Origin of the sequence: Nocardioides daedukensis (genome assembly GCF_013408415.1) — a bacterium.
Classification (GTDB): domain Bacteria; phylum Actinomycetota; class Actinomycetes; order Propionibacteriales; family Nocardioidaceae; genus Nocardioides; species Nocardioides daedukensis.
In genome coordinates this window covers 2,284,108-2,300,283 of record NZ_JACCAA010000001.1, presented here as the reverse complement: position 1 = coordinate 2,300,283, position 16,176 = coordinate 2,284,108, and the positions used below count along the sequence as shown (strand labels likewise).

At 67.1% G+C, this 16,176-nt stretch carries 16 protein-coding genes; 11 read left to right on the top strand and 5 right to left on the bottom strand.

The annotated features are described in order from the left end of the window. Nucleotides 1-72: 72 nt before the first annotated feature. From BJ980_RS11425 to BJ980_RS11405, 5 genes are all read left to right on the top strand, one after another. The gene (locus BJ980_RS11425; protein WP_179502403.1) at nucleotides 73-1,149 is read left to right on the top strand and encodes a nucleotidyltransferase domain-containing protein; all 1,077 of its coding nucleotides are present in this window, start codon (nucleotides 73-75) and stop codon (nucleotides 1,147-1,149) included. Nucleotides 1,150-1,156: 7 nt separating this feature from the next. Further along, complete coding sequence (locus tag BJ980_RS11420) at nucleotides 1,157-2,722, top strand: HesA/MoeB/ThiF family protein (protein WP_179502402.1); 1,566 nt, start codon at nucleotides 1,157-1,159, stop codon at nucleotides 2,720-2,722. Next, a complete protein-coding gene (locus tag BJ980_RS11415; RefSeq protein ID WP_179502401.1) occupies nucleotides 2,719-3,204 on the top strand; it encodes a Mov34/MPN/PAD-1 family protein in 486 nt (161 codons plus the stop codon). Before BJ980_RS11420 ends, BJ980_RS11415 begins: the two co-directional genes overlap by 4 nt. Beyond that, nucleotides 3,201-3,977 (top strand): DUF6602 domain-containing protein, encoded by a 777-nt coding sequence (locus tag BJ980_RS11410; RefSeq protein ID WP_179502400.1) that lies wholly within the window; start codon nucleotides 3,201-3,203, stop codon nucleotides 3,975-3,977. Before BJ980_RS11415 ends, BJ980_RS11410 begins: the two co-directional genes overlap by 4 nt. 155 nt (nucleotides 3,978-4,132) lie before the next feature. Further along, a complete protein-coding gene (locus BJ980_RS11405) occupies nucleotides 4,133-5,515 on the top strand; it encodes a hypothetical protein (protein ID WP_218855486.1) in 1,383 nt (460 codons plus the stop codon). Between the two features lie 228 nt (nucleotides 5,516-5,743). Here BJ980_RS11405 and BJ980_RS11400 read toward each other — a convergent pair whose 3' ends face one another. Together BJ980_RS11400 and BJ980_RS11395 are read right to left on the bottom strand one after the other, a co-directional pair. Beyond that, the gene (locus BJ980_RS11400) at nucleotides 5,744-6,853 is read right to left on the bottom strand and encodes a Fis family transcriptional regulator (RefSeq protein WP_179502398.1); all 1,110 of its coding nucleotides are present in this window, start codon (nucleotides 6,851-6,853) and stop codon (nucleotides 5,744-5,746) included. 299 nt (nucleotides 6,854-7,152) lie between these two features. After that, a complete protein-coding gene (locus BJ980_RS11395) occupies nucleotides 7,153-7,923 on the bottom strand; it encodes a TetR/AcrR family transcriptional regulator C-terminal domain-containing protein (RefSeq protein WP_179502397.1) in 771 nt (256 codons plus the stop codon). 195 nt (nucleotides 7,924-8,118) lie between these two features. On the opposite strand from BJ980_RS11395, the gene BJ980_RS11390 reads away from it, so the two are divergent. From BJ980_RS11390 to BJ980_RS11380, 3 genes are all read left to right on the top strand, one after another. Further along, nucleotides 8,119-9,774, top strand: a complete 1,656-nt coding sequence (locus BJ980_RS11390) for an ABC-F family ATP-binding cassette domain-containing protein (RefSeq protein WP_179502396.1) — start codon at nucleotides 8,119-8,121, stop codon at nucleotides 9,772-9,774. Nucleotides 9,775-9,845: 71 nt separating this feature from the next. After that, nucleotides 9,846-10,457 (top strand): DUF5701 family protein, encoded by a 612-nt coding sequence (locus tag BJ980_RS11385; RefSeq protein WP_179502395.1) that lies wholly within the window; start codon nucleotides 9,846-9,848, stop codon nucleotides 10,455-10,457. A gap of 34 nt (nucleotides 10,458-10,491) precedes the next feature. After that, nucleotides 10,492-11,010: an SRPBCC family protein gene (locus BJ980_RS11380; protein ID WP_179503875.1), complete on the top strand. Its 519-nt coding sequence runs from the start codon at nucleotides 10,492-10,494 to the stop codon at nucleotides 11,008-11,010. 173 nt (nucleotides 11,011-11,183) lie between these two features. Here the strand turns inward: BJ980_RS11380 and BJ980_RS11375 are convergent, their stop codons facing one another. After that, nucleotides 11,184-11,567, bottom strand: coding sequence for a hypothetical protein (locus BJ980_RS11375; protein WP_179502394.1), 384 nt, complete (start codon nucleotides 11,565-11,567; stop codon nucleotides 11,184-11,186). A gap of 188 nt (nucleotides 11,568-11,755) precedes the next feature. Between BJ980_RS11375 and BJ980_RS11370 the strand changes: the two genes are divergently transcribed. Beyond that, on the top strand, nucleotides 11,756-13,108 hold the full coding sequence (locus BJ980_RS11370; RefSeq protein WP_179502393.1) for a carotenoid oxygenase family protein: 1,353 nt from the start codon (nucleotides 11,756-11,758) through the stop codon (nucleotides 13,106-13,108). A gap of 134 nt (nucleotides 13,109-13,242) precedes the next feature. After that, nucleotides 13,243-13,650, top strand: a complete 408-nt coding sequence (locus BJ980_RS11365; protein WP_179502392.1) for an NUDIX domain-containing protein — start codon at nucleotides 13,243-13,245, stop codon at nucleotides 13,648-13,650. A gap of 169 nt (nucleotides 13,651-13,819) precedes the next feature. Here the strand turns inward: BJ980_RS11365 and BJ980_RS11360 are convergent, their stop codons facing one another. Continuing rightward, a complete protein-coding gene (locus BJ980_RS11360; protein WP_179502391.1) occupies nucleotides 13,820-15,175 on the bottom strand; it encodes a TrpB-like pyridoxal phosphate-dependent enzyme in 1,356 nt (451 codons plus the stop codon). Nucleotides 15,176-15,286: 111 nt separating this feature from the next. On the opposite strand from BJ980_RS11360, the gene BJ980_RS11355 reads away from it, so the two are divergent. Beyond that, the gene (locus tag BJ980_RS11355; protein ID WP_179502390.1) at nucleotides 15,287-15,922 is read left to right on the top strand and encodes a class I SAM-dependent methyltransferase; all 636 of its coding nucleotides are present in this window, start codon (nucleotides 15,287-15,289) and stop codon (nucleotides 15,920-15,922) included. 12 nt (nucleotides 15,923-15,934) lie between these two features. On the opposite strand, the gene BJ980_RS11350 is transcribed toward BJ980_RS11355, so the two are convergent. Next, entirely contained in the window at nucleotides 15,935-16,150 is a 216-nt protein-coding gene (locus BJ980_RS11350) for an amphi-Trp domain-containing protein (RefSeq protein WP_179502389.1), read from the bottom strand. Nucleotides 16,151-16,176: the final 26 nt, after the last annotated feature.

The window sequence follows — 16,176 nt, the reverse complement described above, 5'->3', positions numbered from 1 at the left end:
GGTCGAACTGTCGGTGGCACGGCGTACGGTCCAGAGTCACTGGGAGCGAGTACAGAACAAGGGATGGGAACTATGGAGGCACTCGGCAACGAGTTCGCGCAGGCGGTCCGCAACGTCACGATAAGCGGCGACAAGGAGAAGCGGGCGATCGCGGCGCACACGGAAGTCCGCGAGCTGCTAGAAGCCGATGAGGAACTCTGCGATTGGGGAATCGACACCATCCTCATCGGTTCCTACGCGCGCCAGACCGCTAGGTACCCCGGCAAGGACGTCGACGTCTTCCTCCGGTTCAAGAACCTCACGGTCCGCCATAGCCCTGAGAAGGTCTACAACGCTGTCGAGCGCGTCCTCGTCGACAGGTACGGGCTCAAGGACGACGGCTCCGGAGGACGCGTGACGCGGCAGCCCCGGTCGCTCAAGATCGACTTCCCGGACCCCGACGACCAGTTCGAGGTCTCCTTCTCCATCGACGCCGTTCCCGCCGTCCCTTGGGGCGAGCACTGGGGCATTCCGAACCGCGACCGAGACCTCTGGAGCAACGACGAGAAGCGATGGATTAGGACCAATCCAGTCAAGTTTGCCGACGACACGAAGGCTCTCTCCATCGCGACCTGGAGCCCCACCGTCGGCGAGGTCAACGCCTACCGCCCGGTTGTGAGGCTCCTTCGCCAGGTCCGACACGTCCACATCGGGGAAGAGAGGCCCGGTGGACTGTTCACCGAGGTGGCGGCACACCACGTCTGGAGCGACCGGATCGTCACAGGATCCACCTGGGCAGAGCTGCTGACGAGCACGATGGAGCAGGTCGCCAAGCGGTTCGACGACTGCGCCGACAACGGTCTTCCAGATCCGGTGCTCGGCACTCCGATGAAGCCCGCTCTCGACTCGTGGCAGTGGACCACGGCGGCGCAGGGTCTGAACAGGCTCGCCGAGCAGGCGCACGAAGCGCTCGGCTCCGAGCGATGCCGCGCTGCCAAGATGTGGCGCGAGATCCTCGGCACCAACGAGCGCGGCCAGGTCCTGCCGCTTCCTGAGGGCTGCGACGCCGACGGGTTCCCCGTCGGAGCCGTGACCGCTGTGAGCGCCGTCGGCAGCAACGATCCTCGCGGGTTCGCGGCCCTTCCCTGGCCGGCACGTCGTCACAGGTAATCCTCCGTTGGAGACCTACGACGACGCCGCCTTCGAGAAGTTCTGCTCCGACCTGGTCAACGCAGGTTTTTCGCCGGCGCGGAACACCGGGCAGGCTATGTGGACTGGCCCTATTCGGGAGAGCCTGAAGCCACTCACCGATGCCACCCGCATGCAGGTCTGGTTCCCCCAGGGCTGGCCGCTGCGATACGCGCACGTCACCGTCAACAGACTCCAAACCGAACACGCAGCTCACGGCACCATCTGCCTATGGGCCGACGACGACCCCGCCCAGGTCGCAGCGCGAGACCCCAACGTCCTGTGGGCACGGCTCGATGAATGGGCCGAGGTCGCACAGCGAGGCTTCCGGCTTGAAGACCGGGCTCTCGACGCCTACATCCTGTTCGAGGAAACCAACCCCTACCAGGCAGAACTCCCCTTCGGTGACCTGATCCGGGCCGGAAGCAACGGGTATCGCGCCCCCCTCATCGGAACCAAGCAAGGCAGGCGAGCGATCATGCTCAAACCCGCCGCACCACCGGAGCCGAAGACCAACGAGGAGCACCTGCGCGGCGTGTTCTACCTGCGGCGCGACATCGGCACCCCACCGCGCAACCTCGACGACATCAAGGCAGTGCTCACCAAGAAGCAGAAAGCCGACCTCGAACGCGGGCTCGACGAGAGAGCACCAACCGCCCTCGCCGAGCCGAGCGGCGGCTACGACTTCATCGTGCTCGCGTGGCCGCGCCACGACCGCGAACACGACGCAGTAGTGGTCGGATTCGAAGGCCAAGGCGACTCGCTCAGAGCATCGGCCATGTCCGCCACACCCAACGAACCGGTTGCCCGGAAACGCCGAGCAGGACCCGATGTCGAACTCCTCGCAGACAAGACGGTCCTGCTCGCCGGTGCTGGATCCGTCGGCGGCCACGTCGCCGTCACGCTGGCCGCCTCCGGGGTCACGGATATCCGGCTCTACGACGACGACTACCTCAAGACCGGCAACCTCGTCCGCCACGTCAGCAATCAGTACCTCGTCGGCTATCCGAAGACTCTCACCGTGTCGATGACGATCGACGACCACGCCCCTTGGACCGACGTCGACACCCACGGTGCCCTGCCACACGATCCGGCCGGCCTCAGCGCCGCGATCGAAGGCGTCGATCTCGTCATCGACTGCACCGGTATCTACTCCGTCTCCGCTGCGCTCGGCGAGGTGTGCCACCGGGCCGGAACCCCGCTCATCACCGGCGCGATCTTCCACCAGGGAGCGATCGCACGCGTTCAACGCCAAGCAGCCGGCGACACCCCGATCGCGGCCCGACCCACCGACTCGAACTACTACAACCTTCCGCCAGACGACCCGGCCGAGCCCAATAGCGGCTTCCTCGAGCTCGGATGCACGGCGCCAATCAACAACGCGCCGCCCACAGCCGTCCTCGGCACCGCCGCAGACATTGCACACGCCGCAGTCGATCTTCTCACCGGCCGTCACGTCCGACCGGACGAGCGCATCCTCGTCTTCCGAGCGATGGACGCCCCGTTCGACCACACCGGCACTCTCGACTCGCCTGCGGCGGGTGGAGCCGCATGAATCGCCGCACCCCAGCGCCACTGATCGTCATCTCCGAATCGGCCAAGGCGGCGATGTTCGCAGCAGCCGCCCGTGCTCACCCCAACGAGACCGGCGGCATCCTCGTCGGCGTCCACCTCGACAACGAACCCTGGGTCACTCGCGCCATTGAGATTGCCAGCCCGGATCGAGGACGGCACCACTACAAGATCCCTGCCGGAGCGACACAGCCCGCAGTCCACGCAGCACGTCGGGACGACCCGCGGGTCGGCTACCTCGGTGACTGGCACACCCACCCGGCCGACGTCGCTCCCAGTCCCACCGACCTCGCAACGCTGGCGATCTTCTCCATGAAGCACCCCCGCACACCCAATCCCGCCCTCGTCGTCGTGCGCAAGTCCGCCGACGGCTACACCCTCGACACTCGCCGGATCTTGGCCATCGTGCCGCGCGTCTGCGAGGTACGGCTGGCGGGTGACCTACCGCGCTTGGAGAAGCAATGAATGACACACCGACCTTCGACATCCGGAAGGCCCTGCTACAGAAGCAGGCGACCCTCCTTGCTGGCCACGACTCGCTGCGAGGCATGACGGGCCATGGCACCACTCTGGGAGACAACGACGAGAAGGAGTGGGCCGAGATCCTTCGAGGTTTCCTGCCCGAGCGCTATTGCGTCGGCCCGGTCTTTGCAGTTGACCATCGCGGCAACCAGAGCCAGCAGATCGACGTCGCAATCTATGATCGGAACTTCTCGCCCCTGTGGTTCGGCCAGAGGGACAGCACCAGTTTGATCCCGGTCGAGTCCGTCTATGCGATCTTCGAGGTGAAGCCACTGCTCGACAAGGTGTACCTCGACGCGGCCCGTGAGAAGGTTGCATCAGTTCGAAATCTGGCACGCACCACGGCGCCGATCCCGCATGCAGGTGGAACCTTCCAGGCAGTTGACCTCGACAACAGATCGATCCTCGGAGGGATCCTCGCAGCCAAGACCGGTTGGACCACAGTCGATGGGTCCGTGAAGGCGCTCAAAGAGCACCTTCCCGTACTCGGGCGGCTCGACTCGCTCAATATCGGGATCGCGCTCGACGCGCTAGCGTTCGACTTCACGCCCAACGCACAGATAGGCGCGCCCGCACAGACTGTGAATACCTCCGACATTTCCTTCCACACCAGCAACCAACTCATCCGATTCGCGGCGCGGCTCTTCCGACTTCTGCAGAGCATCGGCACTGTCCCCGCCATAGACATGGCCGCCTACGAGCGGGCCCTGGACTGACAGACCCTCAGGACGGCATTTCGGGCGATTATGGCCGCCGCTGTCGCCCTCGACGTATCTGCGCGGGGGCAGCCGTTGCTGCAGATCGACAACTGATAGAACAAAGTCGGGAGACTGGCCCGCCCGAGTGGCGCGAACAGGAGAGAGCTGATCACATGCGGGACTTGGCGGACCTCGGCGCACAGGTGCGCGACCCCGATTCTCGCCCGCATTTCGATGAGGCTGTGCGGGCATTCCAGGCAGGCGCCCTTCGGGCTGCGGTCGTGGAGGCATGGGTAGCCGTGTCCCTCGATCTGACCAACAAGATCCGCCATCTCGCCGAGACTGGCGACGGGGGCGCAGCCACTGCCATCAAGACCTTGGACGCCGCCGTCGCTATCCGAGACGTGCCCGCCATGCAGGCATTCGAGCGATCGATCTTGGAGGAATGCGAGCGTTCCTTCGAATTGATTACGTCTCGCGAGCGCGTCGCCCTTGCCCGGCTGTACGAGGATCGGAATCTCTGTGCGCACCCAGCCTTCATCGAGCCAGGGGAGGTGTTCGCCGCAACTCCCGAACTGGTGCGTTCCCACTTGGCTGCGGCGGTCGACTGCGCGTTGTCGCTTCCGCCGGTGTCCGGCAAGAAGATCGTCGAGAACTTGCAGCGCGACCTCGACTCGAACTCTTGGCCGCGCGACGCGGACGTGGCTGACTACGTGCGAGAGCAGTACTTCTCCCGTACACGGGACAGCGTGCAGTTGAACCTCGTCAAGCTCATCGTGAAGTGTGCAGTACGACCTCCGGCGGCGGCGGATCTTTCCACCGCATCTCCCAACCAAGTGGCTCATCGGTGCCGAGTCGCGGTCAACGCCGTCAATGACGTTCGGCCGGATGTCCTTCAGCGTGGCCTTGAGGCGGTCGTTGCAGCTTGGGTGCGATCAGGAGCCGTGACTGACGAGGTGCTCCTGCGGCTAGTCGGCGCGCTGGGTCACCTTTCGTGCACCTGGCAGGTGATCGATGGCGGAACTCGCGCGCGACTTGCTGCGTTGCTCGAGAGCGCCCCGGTCGGCTCACTGATTGAGGAGCGGACCTTCGCGTCTGGTCCGCCTGCGGAGCCGACCATGCTGGCTTCCTACAACACGGCGATTCAGGCCGCGACAGCGGACTTTCAAGACCTTGACACTTTGGTTCGTCGCCCCACGCTGGACAGTAGGCAATGGGTCGCGCCAGCGGTCGAAGCGCTGGCCAATGCCGGATCCTTCAGATCGGCGGAGAGCCGCCTTCGGTGCGTGCTGCGGCTCGCGCCGGTGCTGACCGCAGACGACCTGGCAACAGCGGCCGCGAGCATTCGAGGGAACAACCAGATCTATCAGGCCTCGGACACACCAGAACTGCTGTCGAACCTCTTTCGCGAGACGCAGGGTGTCCCCGGCGGCGGCGAGGTGTGGCTGGACTTGGCGCAAGGTCTGCACGACGACTACATGGCCGATCACACAGACGCCGACGGCTACTTCTCCTACAGCGGGCTCTTGGCTGAGGTCGCGGCGTCTGAAGATTGACGACCTGCTCGCGGTCCGACCGCTTCGTCAAAGTTCCTCGCGCGGAGCTCGCCAATCTTCCCTGCATCTCGACATTTGCCGCCGACGGCGTTGGGACGAATGTCGAGATGCAGTCAAAACGAGGCGATCGAACTTTCGCCTCAAGAACACTGAATCGGTAGACATTGAGACGTCGGCGGCCGCGCTGGGAGAGTCCAGCGCGGCCGCCGACGGGTGAGCATCTCGGGCTCAGGCGACGACTCCGGCACTGTCCGAAGTGGAGTTCTCAGCAGCGATGTCTGTGGCCTCGAGGGCGACGCCGGCCAACGCGTCGAGCGCCTGGTTGAGCAACCTGTCCAGGCTCGACTGGACGCTGTTGCATTCCTTGTCGATCTTGTCCGCGTTCTTGCGGATCGACCCGGACGCGGTCCGGATCGAGTCGACGCGGGTCAACTCGATAACGGCCTGCTGGATGCACTCCTCTGCCGTTTCGATCCCCTCGACATCCCGACGTGAGGAGGCGACGACTGCACTCGTCCGCACGAATTGCACGACGGTGCGGAGCAGGTCGACCTGGTCACGCTCAGGGTCAAACACCATCACGATTCGGCGGGGGCCGAGCACTCGGATGGCCTGGTCGCCGTTTCGGTTGGCCGCGGGCACGAGACCGATGGACGCGGCTGCGTCTCGGTTCCGCTCGGCCTCGTCCAGGTAGTCACCCCATGCGCGACGAGCCGTTGAGTCGTGCATTTCCACGACTACGCGCGCAGCACCGCCGGCGATCGTGAGCAGTCCGTCGCCCTTGCGGCAGTTCGGGATCACGCCCACGGTCGTGCCGGTCTCGGCGTACTCGTCGCCCAGCCCTGCGGCGATGCCGTCCATGACCCTGTTCACGGCCGCTTCGTAGGTGCTGCCCTTCAGAGGGGTGACGCTCGCGGTCTTCGCGGCCGCCCCGTTCGCGGCCTTCTGGACCTCGACTGCCTTGGCCAGCTCGTCGACCTTGCCGACGAGTGCCAAGTGGTTCTTGTCCATCGTGTCGGTGAGCGTCTTCTGCTGGTCGGCGAGTACCTTTGCCTGCTTGGCGAACGGTGACGTCGGGTCGTCGGGGTTGAACTGCCGGCTCACATTTTCCAGGAGCTTGTCGGTCTGCTCGAACGCCTGCTGACCGATCTTGTGGCCGGCGGCGTCGAGCACAGGACCGAGCTTGGCGAGCAGTTCGGGGCTCTCCCCACCGAAGAGCTGCTCGACCGCTGCCCGCATCGCCTTGGTCGAGACCTCCACGGTCTCCGCGAAGTCCTTGCGGTAGGCGGCCTCCGCCTCGACCAGCGCCTTTCGCGCAGTCTCGGTGGCCTTGCCCATTGTCTCCGCTGCACCTGCAGCCGCCTTGGCCGTAAGTCGCTCAAGATCTACTGGCGTGGTCGACTATTCACGGTCAGTGACGGCGAAGTCGAAGGTGCTAGATCGCCACTCCGTGGCGTGATGGCGATCAGGTAGTTGACGCGCATTGCGCAGCGCTCTCCTGTCAAGGTCACGATCTACTGGCCAGTGGAGATTCGGTGGCGCCGGCCGAGGGTGAGCGCCGAGGATCACCGATCGCGCAGGACTTCGTGGCTCGTCACGCTCCACACGCTCCACCCCTCGACAGATGAGCGCGTGCCTCACGTGCCGTCGCGGATCAGGGCGGCCAGGCCGTCCAGCGTGCGGGCAAGCCCGAACCGCCAGGCCCGGTCGGCGTTCCACGCGCTGCCCTGCGCCTCGCCGGCAGCCGCACCGATGCGCACGGCGCGCGGGTAGGCGCCGGAGTCGAGGACGCGGGCCAGAATGGGCTGGTTGGTGGCCCACCACTCCGCATCGCTCATCGCCGTGTCGGTGGTGACCCGGGCGGCGTCGTGTGCCGCGCGGCAGTGCGCCTGCACGAAGCCGAGGAGGTAGGTCAGCGCCGCGTCGGTGTCCACGTCGGAGAGGCCGGTGTCGTCGAAGGCCGCGAGCTCGTGCTCGTACTTCGCCATCACCCCCGGCCCCACCGGCGGGCGGCTCAGACCGGCCACCTCGGTGAGCCACGGATGGGTGGTCAGGAGATCGCGGTTCGACTCCGCGACGAGGGTCAGCCGGTCCTGCCACAACTGGCCGCCCCAGGTCGGGCGGGCCATCCGGTGGTAGGTGGCGTCGACCATCAGGTCTAGGAGCTCCGGCTTGCCGGGCACATAGGTGTACACCGACATCGCCGAAACCCCCACGCGCTCGGCCACGGCCCGCATCGTGACTGCGGCCAGGCCGTGCTCGTCGGCCAGCACCAGCGCAGCGTCGACCACCTGAGTGACGTCGACCGACCGCGCCGGGCCCTTGCGCCGCCTCGCCGTCGACGGCTCGCCCCACAGCAGCGCCAGGGTGCGGCTGGGCTGCCCGGTTCCTGTGCTGTTGGAGGTCACTGGGACATTCTCGCACAATTACGGTTTACAACGTACAGCGTACGACGTATAATGCTGTCGTTCGGGTCGGCCGACGCCGAAGCACCGGCCTGCGCGCCCCGACTCCCTGATCGCCCGAACGGAGAACGCCCTTGCTCCTCTGAGACGCCGCCCCGATCGCCGTCGTGCCCGTCCTCACGCGTCTCAGGAGCAGCCATGTCCACTAGATTGTCCGCCGTCTCCGTCTCCGACCTCCACTTCGCCTGGCCCGACGGGACGCCCGTCTTCGCCGGTCTGTCCTTCGCCGTGGACGCCGGCCGCGTCGGCATCGTCGGTCGCAACGGCTCTGGCAAGTCGACCCTGCTCCGACTCCTGAGCGGCCAACTTCGCCCAGACCGGGGTTCGATCCGGCGTGCCGGCTCGCTCGGCTACCTGCGCCAGGACCTGCCCCTGCGCGTCGATGCGCGTGTCGACGAGCTCCTGGGCATCGCCGACGTACGCCGAGCCCTGGTCGCCGTCGAGGCCGGCGACGTCTCGGAACCGGTCCTGGAGACGATCGGCGACGCCTGGGACATCGAGGACCGGGCGCACGCGCTGCTCGAGCGCCTCGGACTGGAGTGCGGGCTTCATCAGCGGATCGGTGAGCTCTCCGGCGGCGAAGCCGTCCTGCTCGGGCTGGTGGCCGAGCTGCTGCACGAGCCAGATGTCCTTCTGCTCGACGAACCGACGAACAACCTCGATCGGTCCGGGCGGGCCCGGCTCGTCGAGGCGGTGCGGTCCTTCCGCGGCGCGCTCGTTGTGGTCAGCCACGATGAGCCGCTGCTCGAACACGTCGACCAGGTCGGCGACCTGCGCGACGGCGAGATCGACTGGTACGGAGGCAACTTCGCGGCCTATCGGGAGGCGCTGGCGCTGGAGCAGGAAGCCGCGGAACGGGCGGTCCGCGTCGCCGAGGCCGATGTCCGACGTCAGCGGCGCGAGCTCGCGGCGGCCCACATCAAGCTCGACCGGCGCAGGCGGTATGGCCAGAAGATGTGGGACACCAAGCGTGAGCCGAAGATCGTCATGGGCGCCCGCAAGCGCGAGGCCCAGGCGTCTGCGGGCAAGCACCGCATCATGCACGAGGAGCGCCTGACCTCGGCGCGAGAACGACTCGCGGAGGCCGAGGACGGAGTCCGGGACGATGCCCCGATCCGGATCGACCTGCCCGGCACCGAGCTGCCGGAAGGTCGCGTGGTGCTGCGGCTGCAGGACGTCGAGCTGCGCAACGGCGTGCGTGGCAGTCTGGAGGTGCGCGGCCCGGAGCGGATCGCCCTGGTAGGCGCCAACGGCTCTGGCAAGAGCACCTTGTTGCACACCATCGCGGGCGAGCTGGAGCCGGCCGGCGTGTGCGAGCTACGCGTGCCGGCCCGGCTGCTGCCGCAGCGGATCGACATCGTTGACAACGGCCTGTCGGTCGTCGAGAACGTCGCACGCTTTGCCCCGGCCTCGGACGAGAACCGGCGCCGGGCACGCCTGGCCCGGTTCCACTTCCAAGGACGCGCCGCGGACCAGCAGGCCTCGACCCTCTCGGGTGGCGAGCGGTTCCGTGCCGCGATGGCCGCACTGCTTCTGGCCGAGCCGGCCCCGCAGCTGCTGATGCTCGACGAACCGACCAACAACCTCGATCTCGCCAGCATCGACCAGCTCGTCAGCGCGCTGGAAAACTTCCGTGGCGCGCTGCTCGTCGCCAGCCACGACGAGGCGTTCCTGCGGCGGCTCCACCTCACCCGGTACGTCGAGATGGCGCTGGGCCGGTTCACCGCGACCTCGACACCGCCGTCGCCCAGCCGTGCGACCGTCACCCGCTCCCGAGGAGGACTTCGGCCATAGGAACCCACGCCTCGACAGACCCCCTCCACCCTGAGGCAAGTCCTGGCCTCATCCGACGTCAAAGGAGACCGATGACCCTGACAGATCAGCTCCAGCACCTGATCGACCTCGACCTGCCCGTCATCGCCGACGTCACGCCGGCCGACCTCGCCGGGTGGGTGGCCGAGGTGGACGGCCACCCCGACGGCGTGCTGGCCGTGCACCCGGCGCTGGCGCCCCCCAGCACGCTCGCACCCCTGCTCAGCAGGCAGGGCAAGCAGGGCTTCGTCGTCCACGACATGACCGACCTCGACGAGTTCCGCCCCACTCCGGACCTGGTGATCCCGGACCGGCCGCTGTACGTGGTGACCGGGATCGACCGAGGCGACGACATGCTGAACTGGAGCCCTGAGGAGGCGGCTCCCGCGATCGCTCAGCGAGGGCGCACGCCGCTGACGATCAGCGAAGGCATCAGCTGGCTGCTCCAGGAGCCAGAGGTCCTCGTGCCGAACCGGTGCTTCATGTGCATCGGCTCGCGGAAGCCGAAGCCCAAGGGCTACCACGCCCGCACGCCGGCGCTGTGGATCAGCGGCGGCACCGGACACGATGGACCGGCACGCAGAGACGCTCCGAAGGTCGGCTGGTGCTGGTGGCGGAACCGGCACACCTGGCTGGGGTTCGCCTCGGCCACCGGCCGCCGATGAAGACAGGGCAATGAAGACGGGGAAGGACACCACCATGGCCGAGCGGATCTCAGCGCACCGAACCCTGCCCGCCTCACCGCAGGCGATCTTCGACGTCCTTGCCGACCCCGACGGCCACGTCGCCATCGACTCCAGCGGCATGCTGCAAGGAGCGTCCGGCGCCCCCGTAGCACGAGTGGGTGACGCGTTCGTCGTCCACATGGACCGCGAGGCCCTCGGCGACGTGCCGCTGGGCACCTACGACGTCCGCGTGGTCATCACCCGCATCCGGGCGCCCGAGCACATCGAGTGGACGATCGAGGGAACCGTCAAACCCCCGATCGGGCATGTGTACGGCTACGAGCTGGCTCCCCATCCCGACGGCACCACCGTCACCTCCTACTGCGACTGGTCCGGCGCGGCCGAGGAGTGGAAGCCCATCTTCCCGGTGATCGACGAGAAGGCGCTGCGAGCATCCTTGGGACTCCTCGAGCGGGCCGTCCGGCGTGGCTACCCCACGCCGGCGGCCCGCCCTCTCCGCGCCAACAGCGACGGCCGCCGGGACCAGCAGTAGGGGACTCGAGCCCGCGCGCCGGCTTCGCCCATCAAGTCGATGAGCTCCAGATCAGACGTCCCGGTGTCCGCGATCCGTGCCCGCCGCACCTTGACGAGCGACCGCCGGGCGGCCGACTTCGTCAACGTGGCCCGCGGGAGGTTCGTCAATCTTCGCTGCATCTCGACAACGAACTACCTCTCGGACACGTGGGCCCGCACTACCGCACGCATCTCCTGCTCGATAGAAGCGCGCTCTGTGGGCATAGTCAGGCTGTCTCGCTGGTCCAGCAAAGTAACGAGCGCACGATCGAGGGAACTCTGGTCGTCCCAAGCCGGGATCTGGACATGAAACGGTCCTTCGAAGAAATAGATCGGGAGATCCCAGTATCCGAACGAGCGCTTCAGCACCTGGTACTCCGAACCCTCGTCTTCTGCGAGCGGCACCTCGACTCCGTGTTCGGCGAGCATGCCCCTCACCAACGGCTCGGCGGCGCTGAGCGGCGTGATTCGGCTCAGAGCCGCAACCTGGACCGTCGCTGCGCCCATGAAGCCCGACACAACGAGATCCTCAGCCACGACCACTGCCTCATCGACGCGAGTTCCCGAAGGAAGAATTAAGCCGACGGCCACGCGGTGAAGGCGCGCGAGGAGGTCGGGGCGGAGGCTGTCTGGCACGGCTCTGCGTACGACAGCGGCGGATTGACGCATCGCAGGTGAGGGTGTCTATTGGGGTTGGCCGGGGGACTGATTCCAGGGAGCGGACGATGACTGCACCGACGTACCTCGACGGCAACTTCGCGCCGGTGGCCACTGAGCTGACCGCTACCGATCTCGAGGTCACGGGTGCGGTGCCGCCGGGCTTGGCGGGCAGATACATCCGCACCGGCCCCAACCCGTTCGCAGCTCAGGCCGACACCTACCACTGGTTTGTGGGCGACGGGATGGTTCACGGGGTCGACCTGCACGGCGGCCAGGCACGCTGGTACCGCAACCGCTGGGTGCGCAGCCCCGAGGCCAGTGCGCACCTCGAGGAGTCCCCCGTGCCCCACGAGGACGGCGGGTGGTACCCGGGCTCAGGCAACACGAACGTGTTCGCCCACGCCGGCCGGATCCTGGCCGTGACCGAAGGGTCGCTGCCCTACGAGCTGACCGGCGACCTGGACACGGTCGCCACGCGCAACTTCGGCGGCCCGCTCCCCGGTGGCATCAACGCGCACCCCAAGTTCGACCCGAACACCGGCGAGATGCACGTGATGAGCTACGGCTTCGACAACCCGGCGATGCGCTACCACGTGATCGACCCTTCCGGCGATCTCGCCAGCACCGTCGACATCGATCTTCCGGCTCCGGTCATGCTCCACGACATGGGGCTGACCGCCACGCGCGTCGTGCTCTTCGACCTGCCTGTCCTCTTCGACCTGGAGCTCGCCCTCCAGGGCGTTTCCCTGCCCTTCCGCTGGCGCCCCGACAACGGGGCACGGGTGGGGCTCCTGCCTCGCGGCGGCACCGCGTCCGACGTCCTGTGGATCGACGTCGAGCCGTGCTTCGTCTACCACCCCCTGAACGCCTTCGATGCCGGTGACCGAGTGATCATCGACCTGGTGGTGCACGACCATGCCTTCGCCGAGGGCCGCGAGCCGTTGTCGGAGCGTCCCCGTCTGGAGCGCTGGACGATCGACCCGAAGGCACGCAAGGTCCTCACCGAGACCATCGACGATCGCGGTACCGAGTTTCCGCGCGGGGACGAACGACTCACTGGCCGCCGCCACCGCTACGGCTACACGATCGGCCTACCCTCGGTGGGCGCGCTTGGCGCCCTGGGCGATGACCCCCGGACAGCTGTGCGCAAGCACGACCTTGTCGGCGGCACCACAGTCGAGGTGGACCTGGGCCCTGGGCGCATCGCCAGCGAGATGGTGTTCGTCCCGGACGACGGGTCAGCTGGCGAGGACGACGGTTGGCTCATGGGCTACGTGTACGACGCCGCGCGCGGCGCCAGCGACCTGGTGATCATCGACGCCCACGACTTCGGACGTCCGGTGGCCACGGTCCATCTGCCGGTCCGGGTACCACAAGGGTTCCACGGGAACTGGATCCCCGACTCCGCCTTGGCTTGAGTCAACAAATATCGATCCGAAGCAAGGGAACCGCCGTGCTGGGGCAAGAGCTCTGGACAGGTCATCGCCGTAGCCGGGCGGTCGGGGGCGTGTTGTTCTTGGCCCGGGCCTGCCTCGCTGGAATCATGTGAGGGGTGGCCTTCGACGATCGGTTTCGGTTCAGCGTGCATGCCGCAGTGGTGGACGAAGCCAGTCGGTCCGTACTTCTGCTGCGACAGACCTACGGCGACCAGCGATGGGGGCTGCCCGGGGGTGCGGTCGAGCCTGGAGAGACGATCGTGGCGACTCTCGAGCGGGAGTGTCATGAGGAGCTTGGCGTCGATATTGAGATAGGTCCACTGACCGGGTGGTACTACCACCGTGAGTTCGAGTCCCAGGTTGGCATCTTCCGGTGTGCGCTCCCCAGCGGAGCCGCGATTCGTCTTTCTGAGGAGCACAGTGATTTTCGCTGGGCTCCCATCGGTGAACTAGGCGGCGTACAGGCGGCCAGAGTGCAGGCCGCCTTGGACTACCAGGGCACTCTGCATGCTCAGGTCTTCTGACGTCCATGCCAGCTCGAGTTGCCCCCTGACGTGGGCCGTGGCCGAGCTCGACGGCCCAGACGTGGCACTGGCGTTGGTGGATCGTCTGCCGTTGAGTGACTATCACGCCTTGCATGCCACCCGTGCCGAACTGTTGCGCCGGGCCCGGTGCACGTCCGAGTGTCGGGGATCAATCGATCTGAGGCACCCCCGCGAGGGCGGTGGCGAGGGCGTCCTCGGACAGCGGGTCGTCCTCGAGGTGGCCGCTCAGGAACGAGTCATAGGCACCCAGCTCGAGCAGGCCGTGGCCCGACAGCAGGATCACGATCACCTTCTCCTCGCCCGACTCCTTGGCCTCGAGCGCCTCACGGCGTGCCTGAGCCAGCGCATGCGATGACTCCGGCGCCGGCACGATGCCCTCGGTGCGGGCGAACTCGACCGCCGCCTCGAAGCACTCGGTCTGGTGGAGCGCGGTGGCCTCGATGAGTCCCTCGTGCACGGCGTGGCTCACCAGCGGTGCCATGCCGTGATAGCGCAGGCCGCCGGCGTGGATCGTGGACGGCACGAAGTCGTGGCCGAGTGTGTACATCTTCATCAGTGGCGTCAGGCCGGCCGTGTCTCCGAAGTCGTAGCGGTATTCACCACGGGTCAGGGTGGGGCACGACGTCGGCTCGACGGCGAGGATGCGGGGGTTCTGGTTGCCGGCCAGCTTCTCGCGGAGGAACGGGAAGGCGAGCCCGGCGAAGTTGGAGCCACCGCCCGCGCAGCCGACCACCAGGTCGGCACCGCTCTCGCCGGCCTTGGCGAGCTGCTTGAGGGTCTCCTCGCCACTGATCGTCTGGTGCAGCAGCACATGGTTGAGCACCGAGCCCAGCGCATACTTCGCCTGCGGGTCCTGGGCGGCGAGCTCGACCGCCTCGGAGATCGCGATGCCGAGGGAGCCCGGGTGTCCCTCCTCGAACGCCTTGCCCGACTCGGTCATGCGACTGGGTGAGCGGTGCACGGTGCCACCGAACACCTCGATCAGCGTGCGCCGCTGAGGCTTGCTGTCGTAGGACGCTCCCACCTGCCAGACCTCGCAGGTCATGTCGAACAGCGAGCACGCATAGGACAGGGCCGTTCCCCACTGACCGGCACCGGTCTCGGTGGTCAGCCGGTTGATGCCGTTGATCTTGTTGTAGTAGGCCTGCGGGATCGAGGTGTTGACCTTGTGTGACCCGGCAGGAGAGACGCCTTCGTACTTGTAGTAGATGCGCGCTGGCGTGCCGAGCTTCCGCTCGAGGTTGTGGGCCCGGAACAGCGGCGAAGGACGATATTGCGCATAGACCTCGCGCACCGCTTCGGGAATCTCGATGTAGCGCTCGGTGCTGACTTCCTGGGCGATCAGCTCCGGCGGGAAGAGCGGTGCCAGGTCGTCGGGTCCGACCGGCTGGTGGGTGCCGGGGTGCAGCGGCGGCGGTGGCGGCGTGGGGAGGTCGGCGACGATGTTGTACCAGTGTGTCGGCATCTCGGAGTCGTCCAGCAGAAACTTGCGCGGCTCACTCATCGGGGCTCCTCAGGGGGTCGGCTGCGGGTCAACCTACCTCCGAGCACGCCGCTCGGAGAGGGAATCGATGTCCTGTCTCACGTGTGATGGATGCCGGCCTATCGTCGAGGCATGGACGAGACCGCCAGGTTCAACGAAGAGGCCGCCACGTGGGACACCGACCCCGACAAGGTTCGGCGCGCCACCGATGTCGCCGAGGTGGTGCGCCACGCCGTGCCTCTCCGCGGTGACATGCGCGCGCTCGAGATCGGCGGTGGGACCGGGCTCCTCGCACGCGCGCTCGCCGATGACCTCGACACCGTGCTGGTCACCGACGTCGCACCGGGCATGGTGGCGGCTGCTGCCCGGGTCCTCGACGACCCCCGGTACGCCGGGTGGGAGTCGCGGCTCTACGACATCGAGCACGACCCACTGCCCGAGGAGCGCTTCGACCTCGTGCTTGGCCAGCTCGCCCTGCACCACATGGGCGACGTCGCCTCCGTCGTACGCCGGTGCGCGCAGGTGCTGCGGCCGGGAGGGTGGATCGCGCTGGTCGACCTGGACCACGACCCCCACGGTGACTTCCATGCCAGCGTGCACGACTTCCACGGCCACGACGGGTTCACGCGTGCCGAGGTGACGCGCTGGCTCTCCGAGTCCGGTTTCACCGACATCTCGATGACCGATGCCGGGGCCGTGACCAAGGACGTCGGCGGCGAGGATCGTGACTTCCCGATGTTCCTCGCAGCCGGACGCCGTGACCGGTGACAGCCCGCGAGGTCACCAGGTCAGTTCGATCTCCAGCTCGTTGCTCTCACCGAGCTCGACCTCGACCTTGAGCTGCACCTGGTCGGGCACGTCGACGGTGATCCGGTTGCCGTTGCGCGAGAACTCCACCGAGTTGTGGCGCTCGAGCGAGTCGGCGAGGGCGCGCAGCCGCTTGGCCGCCTCCTCGCGGCTGACGGTGGAGGTGTCGTCGATGTCGAACAGATCCATGGTGTTCTCCTGCAGTCGTGATCGGG

Bases quoted from the DNA above. Each gene is read 5' to 3' on its own strand.
- BJ980_RS11385 (WP_179502395.1), top strand. From the start codon at position 9,846: ATGACCCTGACAGATCAGCTCCAGCACCTGATCGACCTCGACCTGCCC.
- BJ980_RS11360 (WP_179502391.1), bottom strand. From the start codon at position 15,175: ATGAGTGAGCCGCGCAAGTTTCTGCTGGACGACTCCGAGATGCCGACA.
- BJ980_RS11350 (WP_179502389.1), bottom strand. From the start codon at position 16,150: ATGGATCTGTTCGACATCGACGACACCTCCACCGTCAGCCGCGAGGAG.
- BJ980_RS11400 (WP_179502398.1), bottom strand. From the start codon at position 6,853: ATGGGCAAGGCCACCGAGACTGCGCGAAAGGCGCTGGTCGAGGCGGAG.
- BJ980_RS11405 (WP_218855486.1), top strand. From the start codon at position 4,133: ATGCGGGACTTGGCGGACCTCGGCGCACAGGTGCGCGACCCCGATTCT.
- BJ980_RS11390 (WP_179502396.1), top strand. From the start codon at position 8,119: ATGTCCACTAGATTGTCCGCCGTCTCCGTCTCCGACCTCCACTTCGCC.
- BJ980_RS11415 (WP_179502401.1), top strand. From the start codon at position 2,719: ATGAATCGCCGCACCCCAGCGCCACTGATCGTCATCTCCGAATCGGCC.
- BJ980_RS11355 (WP_179502390.1), top strand. From the start codon at position 15,287: ATGGACGAGACCGCCAGGTTCAACGAAGAGGCCGCCACGTGGGACACC.
- BJ980_RS11425 (WP_179502403.1), top strand. From the start codon at position 73: ATGGAGGCACTCGGCAACGAGTTCGCGCAGGCGGTCCGCAACGTCACG.
- BJ980_RS11380 (WP_179503875.1), top strand. From the start codon at position 10,492: ATGGCCGAGCGGATCTCAGCGCACCGAACCCTGCCCGCCTCACCGCAG.
- BJ980_RS11410 (WP_179502400.1), top strand. From the start codon at position 3,201: ATGAATGACACACCGACCTTCGACATCCGGAAGGCCCTGCTACAGAAG.
- BJ980_RS11370 (WP_179502393.1), top strand. From the start codon at position 11,756: ATGACTGCACCGACGTACCTCGACGGCAACTTCGCGCCGGTGGCCACT.